This window comes from Collinsella sp. AF28-5AC (genome assembly GCF_003457875.1).
Lineage (GTDB): Bacteria > Actinomycetota > Coriobacteriia > Coriobacteriales > Coriobacteriaceae > Collinsella.
In genome coordinates this window covers 41717-59088 of record NZ_QRTA01000013.1, presented here as the reverse complement: position 1 = coordinate 59088, position 17372 = coordinate 41717, and the positions used below count along the sequence as shown (strand labels likewise).

13 protein-coding genes and 1 tRNA gene are annotated in these 17372 nt (G+C 62.1%); 4 read left to right on the top strand and 10 right to left on the bottom strand.

What is annotated here, in order from left to right; translation table 11 throughout:
• Positions 1-154 precede the first annotated feature (154 nt).
• Complete coding sequence (locus DWZ01_RS08550) at positions 155-1045, top strand: ROK family protein (RefSeq protein WP_117770214.1); 891 nt, start codon at positions 155-157, stop codon at positions 1043-1045.
• 114 nt (positions 1046-1159) lie between these two features.
• Here DWZ01_RS08550 and DWZ01_RS08545 read toward each other — a convergent pair whose 3' ends face one another.
• The 4 genes from DWZ01_RS08545 to argS all read right to left on the bottom strand — a co-directional run bounded on the left by DWZ01_RS08545 (position 1160) and on the right by argS (position 8299).
• Positions 1160-1609 (bottom strand): VanZ family protein, encoded by a 450-nt coding sequence (locus tag DWZ01_RS08545; protein WP_117770213.1) that lies wholly within the window; start codon positions 1607-1609, stop codon positions 1160-1162.
• Positions 1610-1616: 7 nt separating this feature from the next.
• Positions 1617-3017, bottom strand: a complete 1401-nt coding sequence (locus DWZ01_RS08540) for a hypothetical protein (RefSeq protein ID WP_117770212.1) — start codon at positions 3015-3017, stop codon at positions 1617-1619.
• Positions 3018-3330: 313 nt separating this feature from the next.
• On the bottom strand, positions 3331-5913 hold the full coding sequence (rho, locus tag DWZ01_RS08535; RefSeq protein WP_233504642.1) for a transcription termination factor Rho: 2583 nt from the start codon (positions 5911-5913) through the stop codon (positions 3331-3333).
• A 532-nt stretch (positions 5914-6445) separates the two neighbouring features.
• On the bottom strand, positions 6446-8299 hold the full coding sequence (gene argS, locus DWZ01_RS08530) for an arginine--tRNA ligase (protein WP_055286535.1): 1854 nt from the start codon (positions 8297-8299) through the stop codon (positions 6446-6448).
• Positions 8300-8641: 342 nt separating this feature from the next.
• Between argS and DWZ01_RS08525 the strand changes: the two genes are divergently transcribed.
• Complete coding sequence (locus DWZ01_RS08525) at positions 8642-9127, top strand: CarD family transcriptional regulator (RefSeq protein WP_022094807.1); 486 nt, start codon at positions 8642-8644, stop codon at positions 9125-9127.
• 107 nt (positions 9128-9234) lie between these two features.
• On the top strand, positions 9235-9834 hold the full coding sequence (locus DWZ01_RS08520) for an HD domain-containing protein (RefSeq protein ID WP_089572031.1): 600 nt from the start codon (positions 9235-9237) through the stop codon (positions 9832-9834).
• Between the two features lie 71 nt (positions 9835-9905).
• On the opposite strand, the gene DWZ01_RS08515 is transcribed toward DWZ01_RS08520, so the two are convergent.
• Complete coding sequence (locus DWZ01_RS08515) at positions 9906-11192, bottom strand: glutamate-5-semialdehyde dehydrogenase (RefSeq protein WP_117770210.1); 1287 nt, start codon at positions 11190-11192, stop codon at positions 9906-9908.
• A gap of 112 nt (positions 11193-11304) precedes the next feature.
• On the opposite strand from DWZ01_RS08515, the gene DWZ01_RS08510 reads away from it, so the two are divergent.
• Positions 11305-12723, top strand: a complete 1419-nt coding sequence (locus tag DWZ01_RS08510; RefSeq protein ID WP_117770209.1) for an alpha/beta fold hydrolase — start codon at positions 11305-11307, stop codon at positions 12721-12723.
• Between the two features lie 101 nt (positions 12724-12824).
• On the opposite strand, the gene proB is transcribed toward DWZ01_RS08510, so the two are convergent.
• From proB to DWZ01_RS08485, 5 genes are all read right to left on the bottom strand, one after another.
• The gene (gene proB, locus DWZ01_RS08505) at positions 12825-13952 is read right to left on the bottom strand and encodes a glutamate 5-kinase (protein ID WP_117770208.1); all 1128 of its coding nucleotides are present in this window, start codon (positions 13950-13952) and stop codon (positions 12825-12827) included.
• 103 nt (positions 13953-14055) lie between these two features.
• Positions 14056-15561 (bottom strand): nicotinate phosphoribosyltransferase, encoded by a 1506-nt coding sequence (locus tag DWZ01_RS08500; protein ID WP_117770207.1) that lies wholly within the window; start codon positions 15559-15561, stop codon positions 14056-14058.
• A gap of 84 nt (positions 15562-15645) precedes the next feature.
• On the bottom strand, positions 15646-16086 hold the full coding sequence (locus DWZ01_RS08495) for a hypothetical protein (protein WP_117635034.1): 441 nt from the start codon (positions 16084-16086) through the stop codon (positions 15646-15648).
• 64 nt (positions 16087-16150) lie between these two features.
• Positions 16151-16223 (bottom strand) — tRNA-Ala (locus tag DWZ01_RS08490).
• Positions 16224-16374: 151 nt separating this feature from the next.
• Positions 16375-17313: a radical SAM protein gene (locus tag DWZ01_RS08485; protein WP_117770206.1), complete on the bottom strand. Its 939-nt coding sequence runs from the start codon at positions 17311-17313 to the stop codon at positions 16375-16377.
• Between the last annotated feature and the right edge of the window lie 59 nt (positions 17314-17372).

Genomic DNA, 17372 nt, shown 5'->3' with positions numbered 1-17372 from the left:
ATGTGCGGCGTAGGCCGCTTATTAGCCCGTCCAAGAATTGGGGCGCAGTTCACCCGCCACGTTGCGAGGCTTCTTCTTTTTATAGCGCTTTCTTAAATGGTTTAGAGCCCTATACTTTAGTCACGGAGCAACTCGTCCCAGAGAGAGGAATACTATGGCAGAACAGCAGCTTATCGGAGCGCTCGAGGCCGGCGGCACCAAGATGGTCTGCGCCACGGGCTATGCAGACGGTACGGTCCTGGAGCGTGAGCAGATCGCGACCACGACCCCGCAGGAGACCGTTGAGGCCGTCAATGCATGGTTTGCGAACAAGGGCATCGCCGCGCTGGGCATCGGCGCCTTTGGACCCACCGCAGTCAACCCTGCCTCGCCCCAATACGGCAAGATCCTGGAGACGCCCAAAACGGCATGGCGCTACTTCGACCTGCTGGGCACCATCCAAAACGAGCTCAATATTCCCTGCGGCTACGACACCGACGTCAACGTTGCCTGCTTGGGCGAGGTCACCTTTGGTTGCGCCCAGGGCCTCACGGACGTGGTCTACCTGACCATCGGCACCGGTGTGGGCGCCGGCGTGCTCTCGGGCGGTAAGCTCGTACACGGCATGATGCATCCCGAGGCCGGCCACATCCTGGTCACGCGCGACCCGCGCGACACCATCGGCGAGCATAGCGCTTGCCCCTTCCATGACAACTGCCTCGAGGGCCTCATCGCCGGCCCCGGCGTTAAAAAGCGCTGGGATGGCAAGAGCGCCGGAGACATGGCCGATGACCCAGAGGCCATGGATCTGCTCGCAGGCTATCTAGCACAGGCGCTCATGACCTACACGCTGTGCTACGCGCCGCAAAAGATCATCATCGGCGGCGGTGTGGCCGACCACACCCCCATCGTGCCGCTCGCACGCAAAAAGTGTGCCGAGATGCTCAACGGCTATATCGTCACGCCCGAGGTCAACGACATCGATAACTACATCGTCAACAACAGCCTCGAGGGCAAGCAGGGCATTATGGGCTGCCTGGCCCTGGGCGCACAGGCGCTTCAGTAGCAGACGCACCCACAGGGCGTGGCGCGCCCGGCAAATCCGACCTACGGAACGACGCCACCACGCCTCATATAAGCCCTCAAATAAAAAAGGCCGCCTAGGACCAAACAATACGTCCTAGGCGGCCTTTTTAGCGCACATCAGCGACCGTAAGAGATATCGGAGCACAACGCCCGTTGCCGCTCCACAGCAGTCGATCATCACATCGGTGATCATGCCGGCGCGTCCCGGCACAAAGAGCTGAATCGTCTCGTCGATCGAGGGAATCAGCAGCAGGAACACCGCCGTGGGCAGCAGCACGTCAAAGGTGCGCCGGCCCTCAAAATCAAAGGCGTGCGTTGCCAAGATGCCGAGCACCATATACTCGGTAAAATGCGCGCACTTGCGAACAACAAAGTTGGTCACCCATTCATATGGAAGTCCCACGCTGTGCAGGAAACCGCGGATAGCTTCCATGACCGTTAGGCTCAGCGAGCCCGACCCCGAGCCGGGAACCAGCGAATTGCCCCAGATCAAGAGCGCCATCAGGCAGGTTACAACCGCCCATTTTCGATTGATCTTAACCATGCAGAAGTTATGCCTCCGCGCGGAGCGGCGCGAAGCTGGCGGTACCGCCCTCGATAACGCTCAGATAGGCACGGCCCGTACGCTTGGCGGTTGAGGACTGCAGGCGCTCGATCTCTTCCTCGAGGATCTGATTGACGCGCTCGTGACGACGGTTTTCCATAATGCCGGCGGCAATAGCCTCGGCCCGCTCGATGCTCTCGCGCGAGATACGGGCAGTATCCTCGGGGAACACAGCACTGTGACGGCCGACATAGGCGGGGGCAGCAGGCTGAGGGGCAGCGACGGGAGCGGGGGCTGCAACAGGAGCGGGCTCGTCAATCTCATCCAGAATCGCGGTGGCGGCGGCCCACATGTCCTCGTGGCCCGAGTAATCGGCCATGGGAACATCAACCTCGAGCGAGGCGTCCGGAAGGTCGCCGGTGTCGATGCGATCTTGGGCATCAATCGATGCGGTGACGGCTGCAGGCTCATCGAGGTCATCGAGATCGATGTCCACGGCACCGGAGATGATAGGCATGCTGGCGAGGTTTGCATTGTACGGCGCAGCCTCAGCCGCCTGCTGCTGGGCAGGAGCGCCCCAAAGCGAGCTTTCGGCGGCACGGCGGGCGGCAACGGCCTCCTCGTCCGCAGTCATGGCTTCATCAACGTACGAATTGTCGGCAGAAGCGTTCGCGTCCGCCGAGGTAGCGCTGTAGGCGTTATTGGCTGCCGCGTTGGCGACGAGCGCCACGAAAGCCGCCGTGCTGCCCGCAGGGGCGGCCTGGGAGCCAGACACGGCGCGTGCCGCGGCGGCGATGTCGTCGCGATTGAAGGAGCCGGTCTGCCCGCCGTTGGTGAGCTCGTCGATGGCGACTTGATAGACGTCGCGCGAGTGTGCAGGGTCGCAGCTCACCGGCGAATCGTCGTCAAGCATACTGTCGATCATGGACCAAGCCTCGTCCTCGTCCATAGCATCTGCGGCTCGAGCGATGGTAGGGACACCATCATCGGCATGACGGCGCTGGAACGCACCAGTCAGGCCGGAAAGGAATGCCGAGGTAGACTGCTCCGCCTGAGCCTGAGAATCAGAAGCCGCAGCGTAAGGAGTCGCATCCTGCTGCTGAGCTGAAATCGAGGCGGTCTTGAACTCGCTTTGATGCTGATTGAGATTGGCGGCACCGCCCATGGCATCGGGCTGGAACAGACGCTCTTCACGCTGCGCACGATACTCGGAGATACCCAGCGAGGCGGCATAGATGCCCACGCCCGCCACCGCGCCCACGGCGAAGGGAACCGCACCCGCCACGACCGTCTCGTTCACAGACGAAAACGGCAGCGTCGCGGCATACATAACCACGGGAGCGGCAAGGCCGATCCCGCACGAAAGTCCGGCAAGGACTGCTCGTTGTGTTGCATCAGAAGAAGCCATGAGCTCTCCCCATCTTCCAGCACCCAAATCGCATCATTCAGTTGGCTGCGCGAGAGAAGATGAAGCGGGGCTATGCCCCAAAGCAACGGTATATGGTTCGTTTCATCTGCGTTATCCGTCGCGAAGCTTAAAAGCTATTATGCGAAACCGCCCTGTCGATTGCAAGCGACGATGTCGGATTGAAACGGGAAACCTGCTGCTTGCCAGTCTTATGGTCAAAAATAAGCGCGGAGCGGCGATATAGAAAAGGGCCGAGGCTCAAAGCCCCGACCCTTTATTGCATTGATGACTATCGCTGCGTGTGGATGACAACCTAGAACGTCTGCTCGTAGTCGCTGTGCTTTTTGGCCGAACGCACCAGGAACTCCTGGTTGGTGTTGGTGCCCTTAAGACCCTTGATAAACGACGCAGCTGCGCGCTCGGTGTTGTTCATGCCGGCAAGAATGCGACGCAGGCCAAAGACAAACGGACGCATCTGCTCGTCAACCAACAGGTCCTCGTTACGCGTACCGGAGGCAACGGGGTCGATAGCCGGGAAGATGCGGCGGTCGGCCAGGTCGCGGTCGAGCTTGAGCTCCATGTTGCCGGTGCCCTTGAACTCCTCAAAGATGACCTCGTCCATCTTGGAGCCGGTGTCGATGAGGGCAGAGGCCAGGATGGTGAGCGAGCCACCGTTCTCGATATTGCGGGCTGCGCCCAGGAAGCGCTTGGGCGGATACAGTGCCGCCGAATCGACGCCGCCCGAAAGGATGCGGCCTGAGGCGGGCGCCGCCAAGTTGTAGGCGCGGGCAAGACGCGTGATGGAGTCGAGCACCACCACGACATCGCCGCCCAGCTCCACGATGCGCTTGGCGCGCTCGATGACGAGCTCTGCCACACGAGTGTGGTTGTCGGCGGGCATATCGAAGGTCGACGCCACAACCTCGCCCTTGATGGAACGCTGCATATCGGTAACCTCTTCGGGGCGCTCGTCGACGAGCAGGCAGATGAGGTGCACCTCGGGGTTGTTAATCGAGATAGACTGGCAGATCTTCTTGAGGATTGTGGTCTTGCCGGCCTTGGGCGGGGACACGATCAAGCCACGCTGACCCTTGCCGATCGGCGACACGATGTCGATGGCGCGACCGGTAATGGAATCCTTGCCATGCTCCATGCGCAGCGGCTCGTTGGGATAGACCGGGGTGAGGTCACCGAACTTGGGGCGGTTGCGAATCTGCTCGGGGTCTAGACCGTTGACGGTCGTGATTTTGGCGAGGCCGGCGCGCTTGTCGCCGCCGCGCGAAGGACGAAGCGAGCCCTCGATGACGTCGCCCGTGCGCAGACGCGCGGAGCGGATGAGGTAGGCGGGCACGAAGGCGTCGTCGTTGGACTTCATGTAGCCATGGGCATGGATGATACCGGAGCTGTCCGGACGAATCTGCAGGATGCCCTTGATGTCGCGGAAGCCCTCGGCCTTCGCGGCGGTGACGTAGATCTCCTCGACGAGCTCGGCTTTCTTCTTGCCGGTCGTCTCAATCTCGAACTCCTTGGCCTTCTCGCGCAGCTCGGCGACCTTCATGGCCGCGAGCTCCTCGCGCGAAAGCGTGGGCTCGGTGGGAGCGGCATTGCGCTCCTTATTGCGCTGCTTGCGGTCGCGCTGACGGTTGCGGCGATCGTTGTTACGCTCGTCCTTGCGCTCGTTGCGGTCATTACGCTCGTCGTTGCGCTTGTGCTGACGGCGGTTGGGGCGAGCGCTCTCTTCGGTCTCGACGGGGGCGGTGCCATCGGTTGCGGAGGCGTCTTCGTTAGCCGAAGCATCATCGCTGGCCTCGGCATTGGAATCGCCCTGCGGCTCGGCCTCGGCATGCTGCTCGACGGCCTTGGCCTTAGCGGACTTCTTGCGACCGCGCTTGGGCTTCTCGGACGCAGACTGTTCGACGTCTTGGGGCTCGGCGGCATCAGTCGATGCATCGGCGGTCGTCTCGGCGGAAACCTCGGACGCACCCTTCTTGGCAGCCTTGGCCTTGGACGTGCGCTTAGCAGCAGTACGATGGCTGCGACCAGGACGGACGTCGGCGGGCTCGACATCGGCAGAAACGGCCTCGGAAGTCGTAGCATCCTGGACGGGCGCGTCGGCAGCGGTTGCAGGCTCGGCGGTCGCCGCAGCATCCCGAGCGGCGGCGGCTGCGGCTGCGGCCTTCTCGGCCTCGACGAAAGCCTTGGGCTTGCGACCGCGACGGTGCGGGCGCAAAGCCGGATCGACAACGGGAACTTCGCTGGCCTCGACAGGCGCAGCGGGCTCAACAGGCGATGTGCCCTCCCCTGCCGCGGAACGGACCGAAGCCTCAGCGAGCTCGGGGGTTACCTGATCGGCAACCTGCTCGGCCTTAGCAGCCGTGCGACGGCGTGTGCGCGGTACCGGCTTCTCGGTTGGCTGGTCGGCGACAGGGGTCTCGGTGGCGGCAGGCGTCTCGGGCACAAACGGAGCTGCAAGCTCGGTCAGAGCCGCGGCCTCACGCTCGGCAGCACGACGGCGGGCGCGCACCACCTGAGCCTCGCTAATCTGCGCCAACGCACGTGCCTGCGCGACCTCATCGGAAATCGGCGCCGAGGAGTCAGCTGCAACGGTACGCTTGGCGCGCGTCGTGCGCGTGGTACGGCGCTTGGGCTTGGTGACCTCCTCGCCGTCATCGGCAGGCTTGGCCGCGCGGCGCGTACGCTTGGGCTTTGCCGGAGCAGCCTCCTCACCAGTTGCAGACACGGCCTTCTCAGCCGCTACAGGCGTAGGCGTCGAAGCAGCCTTAGGCGTCTCAGGAGCCGAGGCTTGCGCGGGCGCCGCGACCTGGTCCGACGCAACCGGTGCAGCGGGAGCGGCTTGCGTCGTCGATATTTCGTTTTCTTGCTGTTGATCAGACACAGTGTTTGCTCAACTTTCTTTTCAAGCCCTGTGATCACATGCTCCCTGCATAAACCTTCAGGGCGGCTAAACAGTCTAGCTCCGTCAAATACCGACGGACATCATTGATCTGTATCGAGATATTTGCGTCATATACGCAGCGTTAGTGTAACACAACCGCAACCACCTGCAACTTAGTCATTGAGGACGTTCTTAAACGACTAGTCAAAAGGGACAATCTTTGGTTTACCGCCCACAAACCTGAATGCCTCCGCCAAAACTATGACGGTTTACTACGACGAATCGCTCAACCGCGACCACTCCGAAATTTGTTGAACTAAAACCGCAGGTAGATGCCTTGCACTTTTTTGCGAAAAGCCGGCGTGGTTGGAATTTCTCAATTCATCGTAGTAAACCGGCATAGTTTCGTATTTCCAGCAGTCCCAAATTCGTCAATACGACGGCGTTTGTGCAAAAAGCCCGACCTCCATATGGGAGATCGGGCTTTCAAGGCTCAGTTAAACCAAACTTGCGCGGTCAAATGACCCGTAGCTTACATCTGCTCGGGAGCGGAGACACCAACAAGGGTGAGCACCAGGGCGAGCGTCACGCGGACGGCGTCGCAAGCGGCCAGACGGGCACGCGAAAGCTCGGGGTCGACGGGACGGCCCTCGCTCGGCAGAACCTGGCAGGCAGCGTAGAAGCTGTGGAAGTCGCCGGCGAGTTCCTCAGCAAAGTGCGTCAGACGGAACGGGGCGCGGTCGCGAGCGCAGCTGGCGATGAGGTCGGTGAGCTCGTTGAGCTTACGCGAAAGGGCGAGCTCGGTCGGGTCGGTCAGCAGCGAGTAATCAACGTTCTCACCGATGGCCTTGGCGGCGACGGCCTTCATGCCCATCTCGTCAGCCTGCTCGGGCGTAACGTCGGCGGCACGGCGCAGGATGGAGCACACGCGGGCGTGAGCATACTGCACGTAATAGACCGGGTTGGAGTTGTCGCGCTTCTTAACGGCCTCAATATCGAAGTCGACCATCTGGTTGGAGCTCTTGGAGATGAGCGTGTAGCGGGCGGCGTCGGAACCGACCTCGTCGACGAGCTCCTGCAGGGTCACCATGGTGCCCTTGCGCTTGGACATACGGACGGGCTTGCCGTTGCGCAGCAGGTTGACGAGCTGGCCCAGCAGAACCTCAAACTTGCCGGGATAGCCAAGAGCGTCGCAGACGCAGCGGACGCGCTCGATGTAGCCGTGGTGGTCGGCACCCCAGATGTCGATGACGTGGTCGACGCGCTGGAACTTATCCCAGTGATAGGCAACGTCGGAGGCGAAGTAGGTGTACTCGCCGTCGGACTTGATCAGGACGCGGTCCTTGTCATCGCCCAGGTCGGTGGAGCGGAACCACAGGGCGCCGTCCTTGGTGTAGAGGTAGCCCATCTTGTCGAGCTTCTCAAAAGCGCGGTCGACGGCGGAGGTGCCGGCGGTCTCGCCCTCAGTGTCCTTCACATACAGTGAGCGCTCGGAGAACCAACGATCGAAGTCGCAGTTAACGGCATGGCAAAGGTCGCGCATGTTGTCGACCATCTTTACATAGCCGCGCTCGCGGAAGCTCTCCATACGCTCCTGAGGATCGGCGTTGACCCACTTATCGCCGTCAGTGCGCCAGAACTCGGCGGCCTCGTCGATGATGTAGTCGCCGCCATAGGAGTCCTTGCCAAGGGTCTCGGCAAAGTTATCCTGGTACGGATGAGTCTCGGGATGCTCGTCATTCTCGTCGGCAACGAAGGCGTCGCGGTCGGCAATCAGCAGCTTGTGAGCCTCGTCGATATCCACGCCCTGCTTGGCGATGATGTCGGCAAGCTGCATATAGCGCGTGCTGATGGAGTTGCCGAAGGTGTTCATCTGAGAGCCGTGGTCGTTGATGTAGAACTCACGCTGGATGTCGTAACCGGCGTGGTCCATAACACGGCAGAGTGAGTCGCCCAGCGCGGCCCAGCGGCCGTGGCCGATGTGCATGGGGCCGACGGGGTTAGCGGAAACGAACTCGACCTGGGTCTTCAGGCCACCACCGACGTTGGACTTAGCGAAGTCCATACCCTTCTCGCGAGCCTCGCCAAAGATGGCATTCTTGACGGCAACGGAGAGGTAGAAGTTGATGAAGCCGGGGCCTGCGATCTCGACCTTCTCGATCGCGGGGTCCTCGGGCATATGGGCAACGATGGCCTCGGCGATCTTGCGCGGGGCGCAGTGGGCCAGCTTGGCGGACTTCAGGGCCATGGTAGAGGTCCACTCGCCATGAGAAGTGTCAGCCGGTCGCTCGATAGCGCAATCGTCAAGTTCAAATGCGGAAAGGTCGCCGGCCTCCTGGGCCGCAGCAAGCGCAGCGCGTACCAGCTCTTCAATCTTCTCGGGCATAGATCCTCCTTGTGTTAAAGCCCCCGAGCTCTTGGTCACTCGTAGGGCAAAAGCCAGAGTTTGTAGCACTCTATCACAAGCGACGGGCACTGTCGCAGGGTAAAGCTAATAGATATTGCATATGCACAAAAATGACTACAGCTTGTATGGAGTCACTCAAAGATGCCAGTCTGCCTGCAGATTATGCAGGCGTTGAAAATGCATAAAGGTGTGAATGAGCTGCGTCTGTTATCGAATACTCTTACCTATCAGAGTTGTGTGCTTTTCCTGCATAAAGTAAGGGTTTGCGCACGTCAGCGTGTTATTCTAGACATACGTAAATTCGTATAAGTTGGAGGTAGCATGTTCTCAATCGGTCAACACGTCATTCATCCGGGTCAGGGAGTCTGCACCGTCGTCGGTTTTAGGGACGACACGCCGCAGCCCATGCTGTTGCTCGAGACCAAGCAGGGACATGCGCAGACGATCCTCATGTACCCCGTGGCGCAGGCCGATCGTTTGCATGCCGCCATCTCCCAGCAAGATGCCGAGCACCTGCTGAGCCACTATGACGAGCTGGAGTGCGACACCTTTACCGAGCGTAACAGCTCGCTTGAGGAGACGCACTTTAAGCAGCAGCTCAAGCTGGGCGCGCCCGAGACGGTCCGCGTGGCAAAGACCATGATGCACCGCATTCGCCAGGCCGAGGAAGCTGATAAAAAGCCCAGCTCTTACTACATGCGCGTACTCAAGGAGGCCAAGCGTCGCTCCATCGAGGAGTTCGCCGTGGCCTTGGGCGTCACCGAGGAGGACGCCGAAGCCCGCCTAGCCCAAGCCGCCCTCAACTAACCCAACCGCGCCAAAACCACCACAAAGGGGACAGACACCTTTGTGGTGGTTTTCTTGTTCTAGTAGTATTCATTCTTATCGATACCCACGAGCACAAGGAGTCTCTTATGGCAGAGCCGCTTACCGCCGGAATCACCCGCGACCGCGCGTTCGAACTGCTCAACGAACACAACAAGGACCCGTTCCACATCACCCATGGCGAGACGGTCGAGGGCACTATGCGCTACTTTGCGCGCGAGTTCGACCCCGAGAACGAGGAGTTTTGGGGCATCGTCGGTCTGCTGCACGACCTGGATTGGGAGGAGCATGAGGACGACCCCATGAACCACACCATCTATGCTGCCGAGATTCTTGAGGGCGAAGGTGCGTCTCCCGAGCTCATTCGCGCCATCCAGACGCACACGTCGGACTTCAACACCTCGCTGCCCAAACCCGAGCTGCAGATGGAAAAGATCCTGTTTGCCTGCGATGAGCTCACCGGCCTGATCGGCGCTGCAGTCATCATGCGCCCGAGCAAGAGCGTTATGGACTTTACGACCAAGTCGCTCAAGAAGAAGTTCAAGGACAAGCGCTTTGCCGCCGGCTGCTCGCGTGACGTGATTTCGCAGGGCGCCGAGATGCTGGGCTGGGAGCTTCCCGAGCTCTTCGACCGTACCATCGCGGCCATGCAATCCTTCGCTCCCGATCGCGACACCTTCCAGGCCTAACCGCCCACGCCACCTATAACCACCGCAAAGGGGACAGGCACCTTTGTGGTGGTTTTTCGTTTGCAACAGGTTTAGGGACGGACCTGGCCGGTGCCGCGGAGCTTGTATTTGTAGGTAGTGAGGGCCTCGGCGGCAAAGGGGCCGCGGGCGTGGAGCTTTTGGGTCGAGATGCCGATCTCGGCGCCCAGGCCAAACTCGCCGCCGTCGGTGAAGCGCGTGCTGGCGTTGGCATACACGGCCGAGGCATCGACCGCGTCCAGGAAGCGCTCGCAGGCATCCTCGTCCTCGGCAACGATGGCCTCGGAGTGCATGGTGCCGTAGCGGTTGATGTGCGCGATGGCTTCGTCCTCGTTCGCCACGACCTTCACGCTCATCTCGAGCGCCAGATACTCGCGGCCCCAGTCCTCCTCAGTCGCGGCTACATAGTCGTCGCCCTCGGCAAGCCCGGCGGCAGCGCATGCGGCGCACGTGGCCTCGTCGCCGTGAATCAGCACGCCGTGGTCGTGCAGCACGGCAACGACCGCCGGCAAAAACGAATCCGCCACGGCACGGTCGACCAGCAGCGACTCGGCGGCATTGCACACGCCCACGCGCTGCGTCTTAGCGTTGACGATAATGTTGAGCGCCTTGTCAAAATCGGCGGATTCATGCACGTAGATGTGGCAGTTGCCTGTGCCCGTCTCGATCACCGGCACAAGCGACTCGCGCACGCAGCGCTGGATCAGGCCCGCACCGCCACGCGGAATGAGCACATCGACAATACCGCGGAGCTTCATGAGCTCGCCGGTGGCCTCGCGGTCGGTGGACTCGATCATCGAGATAGCTTCGCGTGGAAAGCCCTGGGCCTCAAGCGCATCGGCCAGCAGTTCGGCAATCATGGCGCACGAGTGGTAGGCCAGCGAACCGCCGCGCAGGATGCAGGCGTTGCCGGTGCGGATGCAGATGCCCGCGGCATCGGCCGTCACGTTGGGGCGCGCCTCGTAGACCATGGCAACCAGGCCCAGCGGCACACTCACGCGCGTAAGGTCCACGCCACTCGCAAGCACACGGTGATCGAGCACGCGGCCCACGGGATCGGGCAGCTCGGCGAGCTTCTCCAGGCCGGCGGCCATGCCCTCGACGCGCTCGGGCGTCAGCAGCAGACGATCGAGCAATCCGACCGAGGTGCCCGCATCACGCGCAGCGGACATATCGAGCTCGTTGGCGGCGACGATGGAGTCGATACCGTTGCGCAGTGCTGCGGCCATGGCGCGCACGGCCTCCTGGCGCTGCTCGTCGCTCGCCGTGGCAAGCGAGGCCGACGCTGCCTTAGCGGCAACGGCAAGATCGTGGACATACGTGGCTATATCGACCGACATGGACGGCCCTTTCTCCTAGAAGTTTGCAACCATGGTAGCCGATTTGCGCATGGCCTCGCCCGCGGCGGTAGAATTGGTCAACCCGAAACACCGCAACGAACGGAAGACTCACATGGCCCTCATTACTTCGTACCACGTCCCCGGCCTGTATGTCGAGGACCACAGCATCGACGTCCCCCTCGACTGGCGCGGCCTGGAGCCAATGCTCCTGGCCGTCGGCAGCACCATGCGCCGCGGCGCTATGCCGGCACCAATCGCCGGCGCGCCCGAGAGCATCAAGCTCTTCTACCGCGTGGTTTGCGCGCCCGACCGCATCAACGACGATCTGCCGCTGCTTCTGTTTTTGCAGGGCGGCCCCGGCGGCGAGAGCCCGCGTCCGCTGTCACCCACAAGCGATGGCTGGATCGAGGAGGCCGTCAAGCACTTCCGCGTGGTCCTGCCCGACCAGCGCGGTACCGGGCGCAGCAGCTGTGTAGACGGGCGCACGATTGCCGCACTGGGCGAGCGCGCCGAGGCGGCAGGCTCCGATGCGGCCCGCTCGCAGGCGGACTTCCTCAAGCGTCACCTCACCAGCTCCATCGTGCGCGATTTTGAGTACCTGCGCCTGGTGGGCTTTGGCGGCAAGCCCTGGGTCACACTCGGGCAGAGCTACGGCGGCTTTTTGACGTTGAGCTATCTGTCGCTCTTCCCCGAGGGCGTGGCGGCAAGCTTTACCTGCGGCGGCATTCCGCACGTGCCGGCGAGCGCCAGCGAGGTCTACGCGCACACCTTCCCGCGCATGGCCGCCAAGACGCAGCAGTATTACGACCGTTACCCCGCCGATGTCGAGCGCGTGGCAGCCCTGGCCGATGCGCTCGAGGCTCAGAAGCCCGTACTGCCCGACGGCTCGCCAATGACGGTCGAGCGCCTACAGCTCATGGGCAGCGACTTTGGCATGAAGCCGAGCTTTGAGCGCATGCATTGGATTATCGATCACGCGTTTGTTACAGGCGACGGTACGCTGAGCTGCGGCTCCTCGGTATCCGACAGCTTTTTGATGCGCGCCTTCGAGCGCACCAACACGCGCACGAATCCGCTGTACTGGACGCTGCAGGAGTTCATATACGCCGACGGTGACACTATGCCCATTGGCTGGGCCGCAGCTGAAGAGAAGGCACACCACGCCGAGTTCGACACCCTCGCGCGCCCGCTCATGTTTACCGGCGAGGCCATGTTCCCGTGGATGTTCGAGCAGATGCCCGAGCTCAAGCCCTTCAAGCCCGCCATGGACCTGCTGATGGAAGACACCAGCTGGGACAAGATCTATGACCCGCAGCGCCTGGCCTGCAACGAGGTGCCGCTCCAGGCCGCGGTGTACTTCGATGACATGTACGTCGATTCGAGTCTGCAGCTCGACACGCTCAGCCGCGTGGGCAACTCGCACGCCTGGGTAACCAACGAGTTCGAGCACGACGGCCTGCACGGCAGTGTGGTATTCAAGCACCTCTTCGACGAGTCCCTCAACCGCGGAGACCTGCGCCGAATCTTCTAGCAAAGGAGTGTCCCCACCTGCCGGCACAATAGGAACGTCCCCAAGTGCCGGAAAAGGAGAGGCAGCACTGCTGGCAAAACGAGCCGCAGCGCTGCCTCTCTTTATGCAAACACTATCAAGTTGTCCCTATGGATTGCGGGCTTCTCGGCCAGGTCTGCGAGCAGGCGGTTGCTGGCAATCTGGTCCTGGCGGCGGCCGGCGGCGAGCTCCAGCACGTCCGAATCGGCCTCGGCGATACCGCGGGCGACAACCATGCCGCTCGGGTCGCACACGTCGAGCACATCGCCCTCGGCAAACTGGCCATCGACCTCGCGAATACCCACCGCGAGCAGCGACGATCCGCGGCTGACCAGCGCCTTCGCGGCGCCGTCATCAACCGTCACCGAGCCGTGCGCCTTGTCGCCCAGTGCAATCCACAGCTTGCGGGGTGCAATGTCCAGGCGCTCCGCCGGCGGATCGAACAGCGTACCCACGCTCTCGCCGAGGGCCAGGCGCACGAGCGCATCGGGCTCCTCGCCCGAGCAAATCACGCTCTGAATGCCCGCCGTCATGAGAATGCGGCTCGCGCGAATCTTGGTAATCATGCCGCCCGTGCCCACCGATGTGGAAGAATCGCCCGCCGAGGCGATGATCTTGGCATCGATCTTATGCACGACCGGGACAAACTCGGCCGTGGGGTCCTCATGTGGATTGGCGGTATAGAGACCATCGATGTCCGAGAGCGTCACACACAGATCGGCAGAAACCAGGCAGCTTACAAGCGCCGCCAGTGTGTCGTTGTCGCCAAACTTGATCTCATCGACGGTAACGGTATCGTTCTCGTTGACGACCGGCACCACGCCAAGCTCCACCAGGCGCAGCAGGGCGTCGCGCGCGTGCAGGTAGGACGTACGGCGAGCCGTGTCGTGGCGCGTGAGCAGCACAAGCGAGGTGAGCAGGTCGCGCGCATGAAACTCCTCGTCGTAGGCCGACGAGATGATGCACTGACCGGCCGAGGCGCAGGCCTGCAGGCTCGGCAGATCGCCGACCGGTTTGCGGTCGAAGCCCAGCACGGGATAGCCACAGGCGATAGCGCCCGAGCTCACCACGACCAGGCGCCAGCCGAGCTTGCGCAGGGCTGCGGCCTGGTCGGCAAGCCCACCGATAAAGGAGCGGTTGACCTTGCCATCGGCGCCCACCACCGTGGACGAACCGATCTTTACCACCATCGTCTTATAAGAAGTCGTCATACGTCAAACCAATCGAGTGTTGAGCAGGCGGGCGAGCTGGAGCAGCCGGGGCACCCGGTGCGGGACGGACGAAAATGATCCGTTTTCCTCCGTCCCCTTCGGATCATTTTGCCCAGGGGAAGGCCGAAGCCGCGGCCATGTTCTTGCGCACGAGCTCGTCGCGCACCTGAGCCAGGCCCTGCTCCATGCCCACCACATAGGTCTGCGGGTACAGGAAGCGCTTGAAAGCTGCGTCCAGATGATCGAGCGCCCAAGCACAGCGCTCGCGCGCGTCCTGGATGCTCTCACGCGGAGCCACCGCACTGCCATCGCGCACGATCGGCACCAGCAGCTCGCGATACTCAAGTTCGGACACGTCGGTCACCAGGGCGGCATCATTCACGGCCACGAGGGTATTGCCGCGCGCGGCGCCCTCCCCCGCCAGATGGTCCTCGTCGTAGATCATGTCGCAGACTGGGCCGCCAAAGCCGTCGTAATAACGGCGCACGCGTTGCACACCCGGGATCGTGCGCTTATAGGGCTGCTCGGAGAGCTTGACCACCGGCGTCCATGGATCTGTCTCGCTCGCACGGCGGGCGGAAAGCTTGTACACGCCACCCAGCGCCGGCTGGTCATAGCAGGTCGCGAGCTTGGTACCCACGCCAAAGCTATCGATGGGCGCGCCCTGGTCCAGCAGCGACTGAATCGTGTACTCGTCAAGATCGTTGGAAACCGAGATCCCCACATAGGGCAGGCCCTCGGCATCAAAACGGCCGCGAACATACTTGGAGAGCTTGGCGAGGTCGCCGGAGTCGATGCGAATAGCCGACAGACGCTCGCCCACCGCCTCCATCTCCTTGGCAACCGTAATGGCATGCTCGCAGCCCTCGCGCACGTCATAGGTGTCGATGAGCAGCGTACAGTTCTTGGGGCTCGACTTGGCAAAGGCGCGGAAGGCCTCGAGCTCGGAATCGAAGCTCATCACCCAGCTGTGCGCATGCGTGCCAAAGACGGGAATACCATAGCGGCGGCCGGCGAGCACATTGGACGTAGAGGAGCAGCCGGCAACGTAGCTCGCGCGCGCAACGGCCAGGCCGCCATCGGGACCCTGGGCGCGGCGCAGGCCAAACTCCGCCACGGGGCGACCGTCGGCGGCGAGCACCACGCGCGCCGTCTTGGTGGCGACAAGCGTCTGGAACCCAACGATGTTGAGCAGCGCCGTCTCAAGCAGCTGGCATTCAAGCGCGGGGCCGGTGACGCGCACCATGGGTTCGCGCGGAAAGACGAGCTCGCCCTCGGGGACGGCGTCGATGTTTACATGCGCACGAAAATCGCGCAGGTAGTCGAGGAATCCAGGCTTGAACATCGCGCCGCCGGCCGGGGCCTGGAGCGAGGCGAGGTAGTCGATGTCCTCGGGCGTAAAGCGCAGATTCTCGACCAGCTCGGGCAGTTCGGCGGTGCCGCACATGACGGCATAGGCGCTGCCAAAAGGATGGTCGCGGTAAAACGCGGTAAAACAACCCTGCTCATTGGCCTTGCCGCTCTCCCACAGGCCCTGGGCCATAGTGAGCTCGTACAGATCGGTGAGCATTGCAATGTCGGTGGGATGCGAGATGTCGGTCAAAGCCATGGGGCGACCTTTCGGATGCGTTGTGCAGAGGTTGAGGGTTGGAAAAGGGCAGAGTGTTCGGGCATGGCACCCAGCGCGAATGGGCTAGAGCAGGCCCATGCTGGTCAGGATCGTGTAGCCCATAAAGATGACAAACGCGATGAGGGCAAGGACAATGATGATTTTTTGAGCCGGCGCCATGCCAGGGATCTCGTTCTCGCCCGTAGGCTCCTTGGAGGTAACCATGCGCTGGGCAAAGGTCATCTCGTCACGGCTCGGCTTGGGCTCGACGGACTTGGAACGAGCGACCTTTTTAGGCTGAGGTTTAGGTGCGGTGGGCGCGGGCTTCGCGGCGGCGGGCTTGGGCGCGGGGGCGACGTTCGCGGCGGCCTCCTCGGCCTTCGCACGCTCGGCACGCAGGGCGGCCAGCTCCTCACGCTCGCGGCGTGCCTCTTCCTGGGCCTCGCGACGAGCTTTCTCGGCGCGGAGCTCTTCCAACTCGGCGCGTTCCTCGGCAGACAGTGGTTGGGACTCAAGCTTGGCCATGGTACAGCCCTTTCTTTTAAAAAAAGCCGCCGACACAATGTCAGCGGCTTATCAAATCCAAGGGTGGAGACGAAGGGAGTCGAACCCTCGGCCTCTGCCATGCGACGGCAGCGCTCTCCCAACTGAGCTACGTCCCCAAGACAAGTTGATATTTTACCTACGGCTCGCCAACTGTCAACGCCCAATACCCAGTCTTTTTGGGACGCGGCTATTTTGACAACTTTTCGAGCAGGCGATCCTCTCGATGATTTTTTAATCCCCGTCCCAGAAAAATCATCGGCGAGCGCACTACTTTGCGCTGGTGAGGACGCCGGTGGTGTCGAACGCCGGGGTGAAGCTCTCGTCTACCGCTCCGCCTTCTTGCCAAAACATCGTCGTAAAGCCCAGGTCGTCGGCATGGTCGAGCACCTGCTCGTACTCCTCGCGCGTCACGGCGCGCGCCAGGTCGCCGCCTTGTTCGCGCATGAGGGCATTGGGCGTGTACTGGTTCATGACCGAGATCGGCACGTCGCCCATCGTCTGCCACACCAGGTCCAACACGCGGCACGAATCGTCCGCATGCCCCGGCAGCACCAGATGACGCACGATTATGCCGCGCTTCATGAGCCCGTCCCCGTCTACCAGCTCTCCCCCGCGGCGCTCAATTTCGCGCGCCATCTGGGCCAGACCCGACACAGCCACGCGCGGGTAGTCCTTAATATGAGAGAGTGACTGCGCAAGCGCCGCATTGGCATACTTAAAGTCGGTAAGCCACACGTCGACCAAATCGCCGAGCGCCGCCACGGCACTCGCACGCTCATAACCGCTCGTGTTGTAGACGATTGGAATGACCAGTCCGCGCTCCCGAGCTGCGGCAATCGCGGCCGGCAGCAGGTGAGCATAATGCGTCGCCGTCACCAGATTGATGTTATTGGCACCTTGGTCCTGCAGCTCCAGCATAATCTCGACCAGGCGCTCGGGCGAAATCTCAAGCCCAAAATTGCCCGTCGAGATCTCGTGGTTCTGGCAATAGATACATTTGAGCGAACAGCCGCTAAAGAAAATCGTACCCGAGCCGGCCTCGCCCGAAATGGGCGGCTCCTCCCACATATGGAGCGCCGCGCGGGCGACCTTAAGCGTGTTGTCGGCGCCGCACACGCCACGCGCGCCCTCGTCGCGCGCCGCACCGCAACGGCGCGGACACAAATGGCAGGCGGGCGAAAAAAGTTCGGTCAACGGCGTCGGCATAAAAACATGCTCCAAAACAACGATTCAGCAGCTCAAACGTAAAGGGACCAACCGCACAG

Excerpts from the sequence above, each read along its gene's own strand:
- DWZ01_RS08550 (WP_117770214.1), top strand. The coding sequence starts at position 155 with ATGGCAGAACAGCAGCTTATCGGAGCGCTCGAGGCCGGCGGCACCAAG.
- DWZ01_RS08545 (WP_117770213.1), bottom strand. The coding sequence starts at position 1,609 with ATGGTTAAGATCAATCGAAAATGGGCGGTTGTAACCTGCCTGATGGCG.
- DWZ01_RS08540 (WP_117770212.1), bottom strand. The coding sequence starts at position 3,017 with ATGGCTTCTTCTGATGCAACACAACGAGCAGTCCTTGCCGGACTTTCG.
- argS (WP_055286535.1), bottom strand. The coding sequence starts at position 8,299 with ATGCCCGAGAAGATTGAAGAGCTGGTACGCGCTGCGCTTGCTGCGGCC.
- DWZ01_RS08525 (WP_022094807.1), top strand. The coding sequence starts at position 8,642 with ATGTTCTCAATCGGTCAACACGTCATTCATCCGGGTCAGGGAGTCTGC.
- DWZ01_RS08520 (WP_089572031.1), top strand. The coding sequence starts at position 9,235 with ATGGCAGAGCCGCTTACCGCCGGAATCACCCGCGACCGCGCGTTCGAA.
- DWZ01_RS08515 (WP_117770210.1), bottom strand. The coding sequence starts at position 11,192 with ATGTCGGTCGATATAGCCACGTATGTCCACGATCTTGCCGTTGCCGCT.
- DWZ01_RS08510 (WP_117770209.1), top strand. The coding sequence starts at position 11,305 with ATGGCCCTCATTACTTCGTACCACGTCCCCGGCCTGTATGTCGAGGAC.
- proB (WP_117770208.1), bottom strand. The coding sequence starts at position 13,952 with ATGACGACTTCTTATAAGACGATGGTGGTAAAGATCGGTTCGTCCACG.
- DWZ01_RS08500 (WP_117770207.1), bottom strand. The coding sequence starts at position 15,561 with ATGGCTTTGACCGACATCTCGCATCCCACCGACATTGCAATGCTCACC.
- DWZ01_RS08495 (WP_117635034.1), bottom strand. The coding sequence starts at position 16,086 with ATGGCCAAGCTTGAGTCCCAACCACTGTCTGCCGAGGAACGCGCCGAG.
- DWZ01_RS08485 (WP_117770206.1), bottom strand. The coding sequence starts at position 17,313 with ATGCCGACGCCGTTGACCGAACTTTTTTCGCCCGCCTGCCATTTGTGT.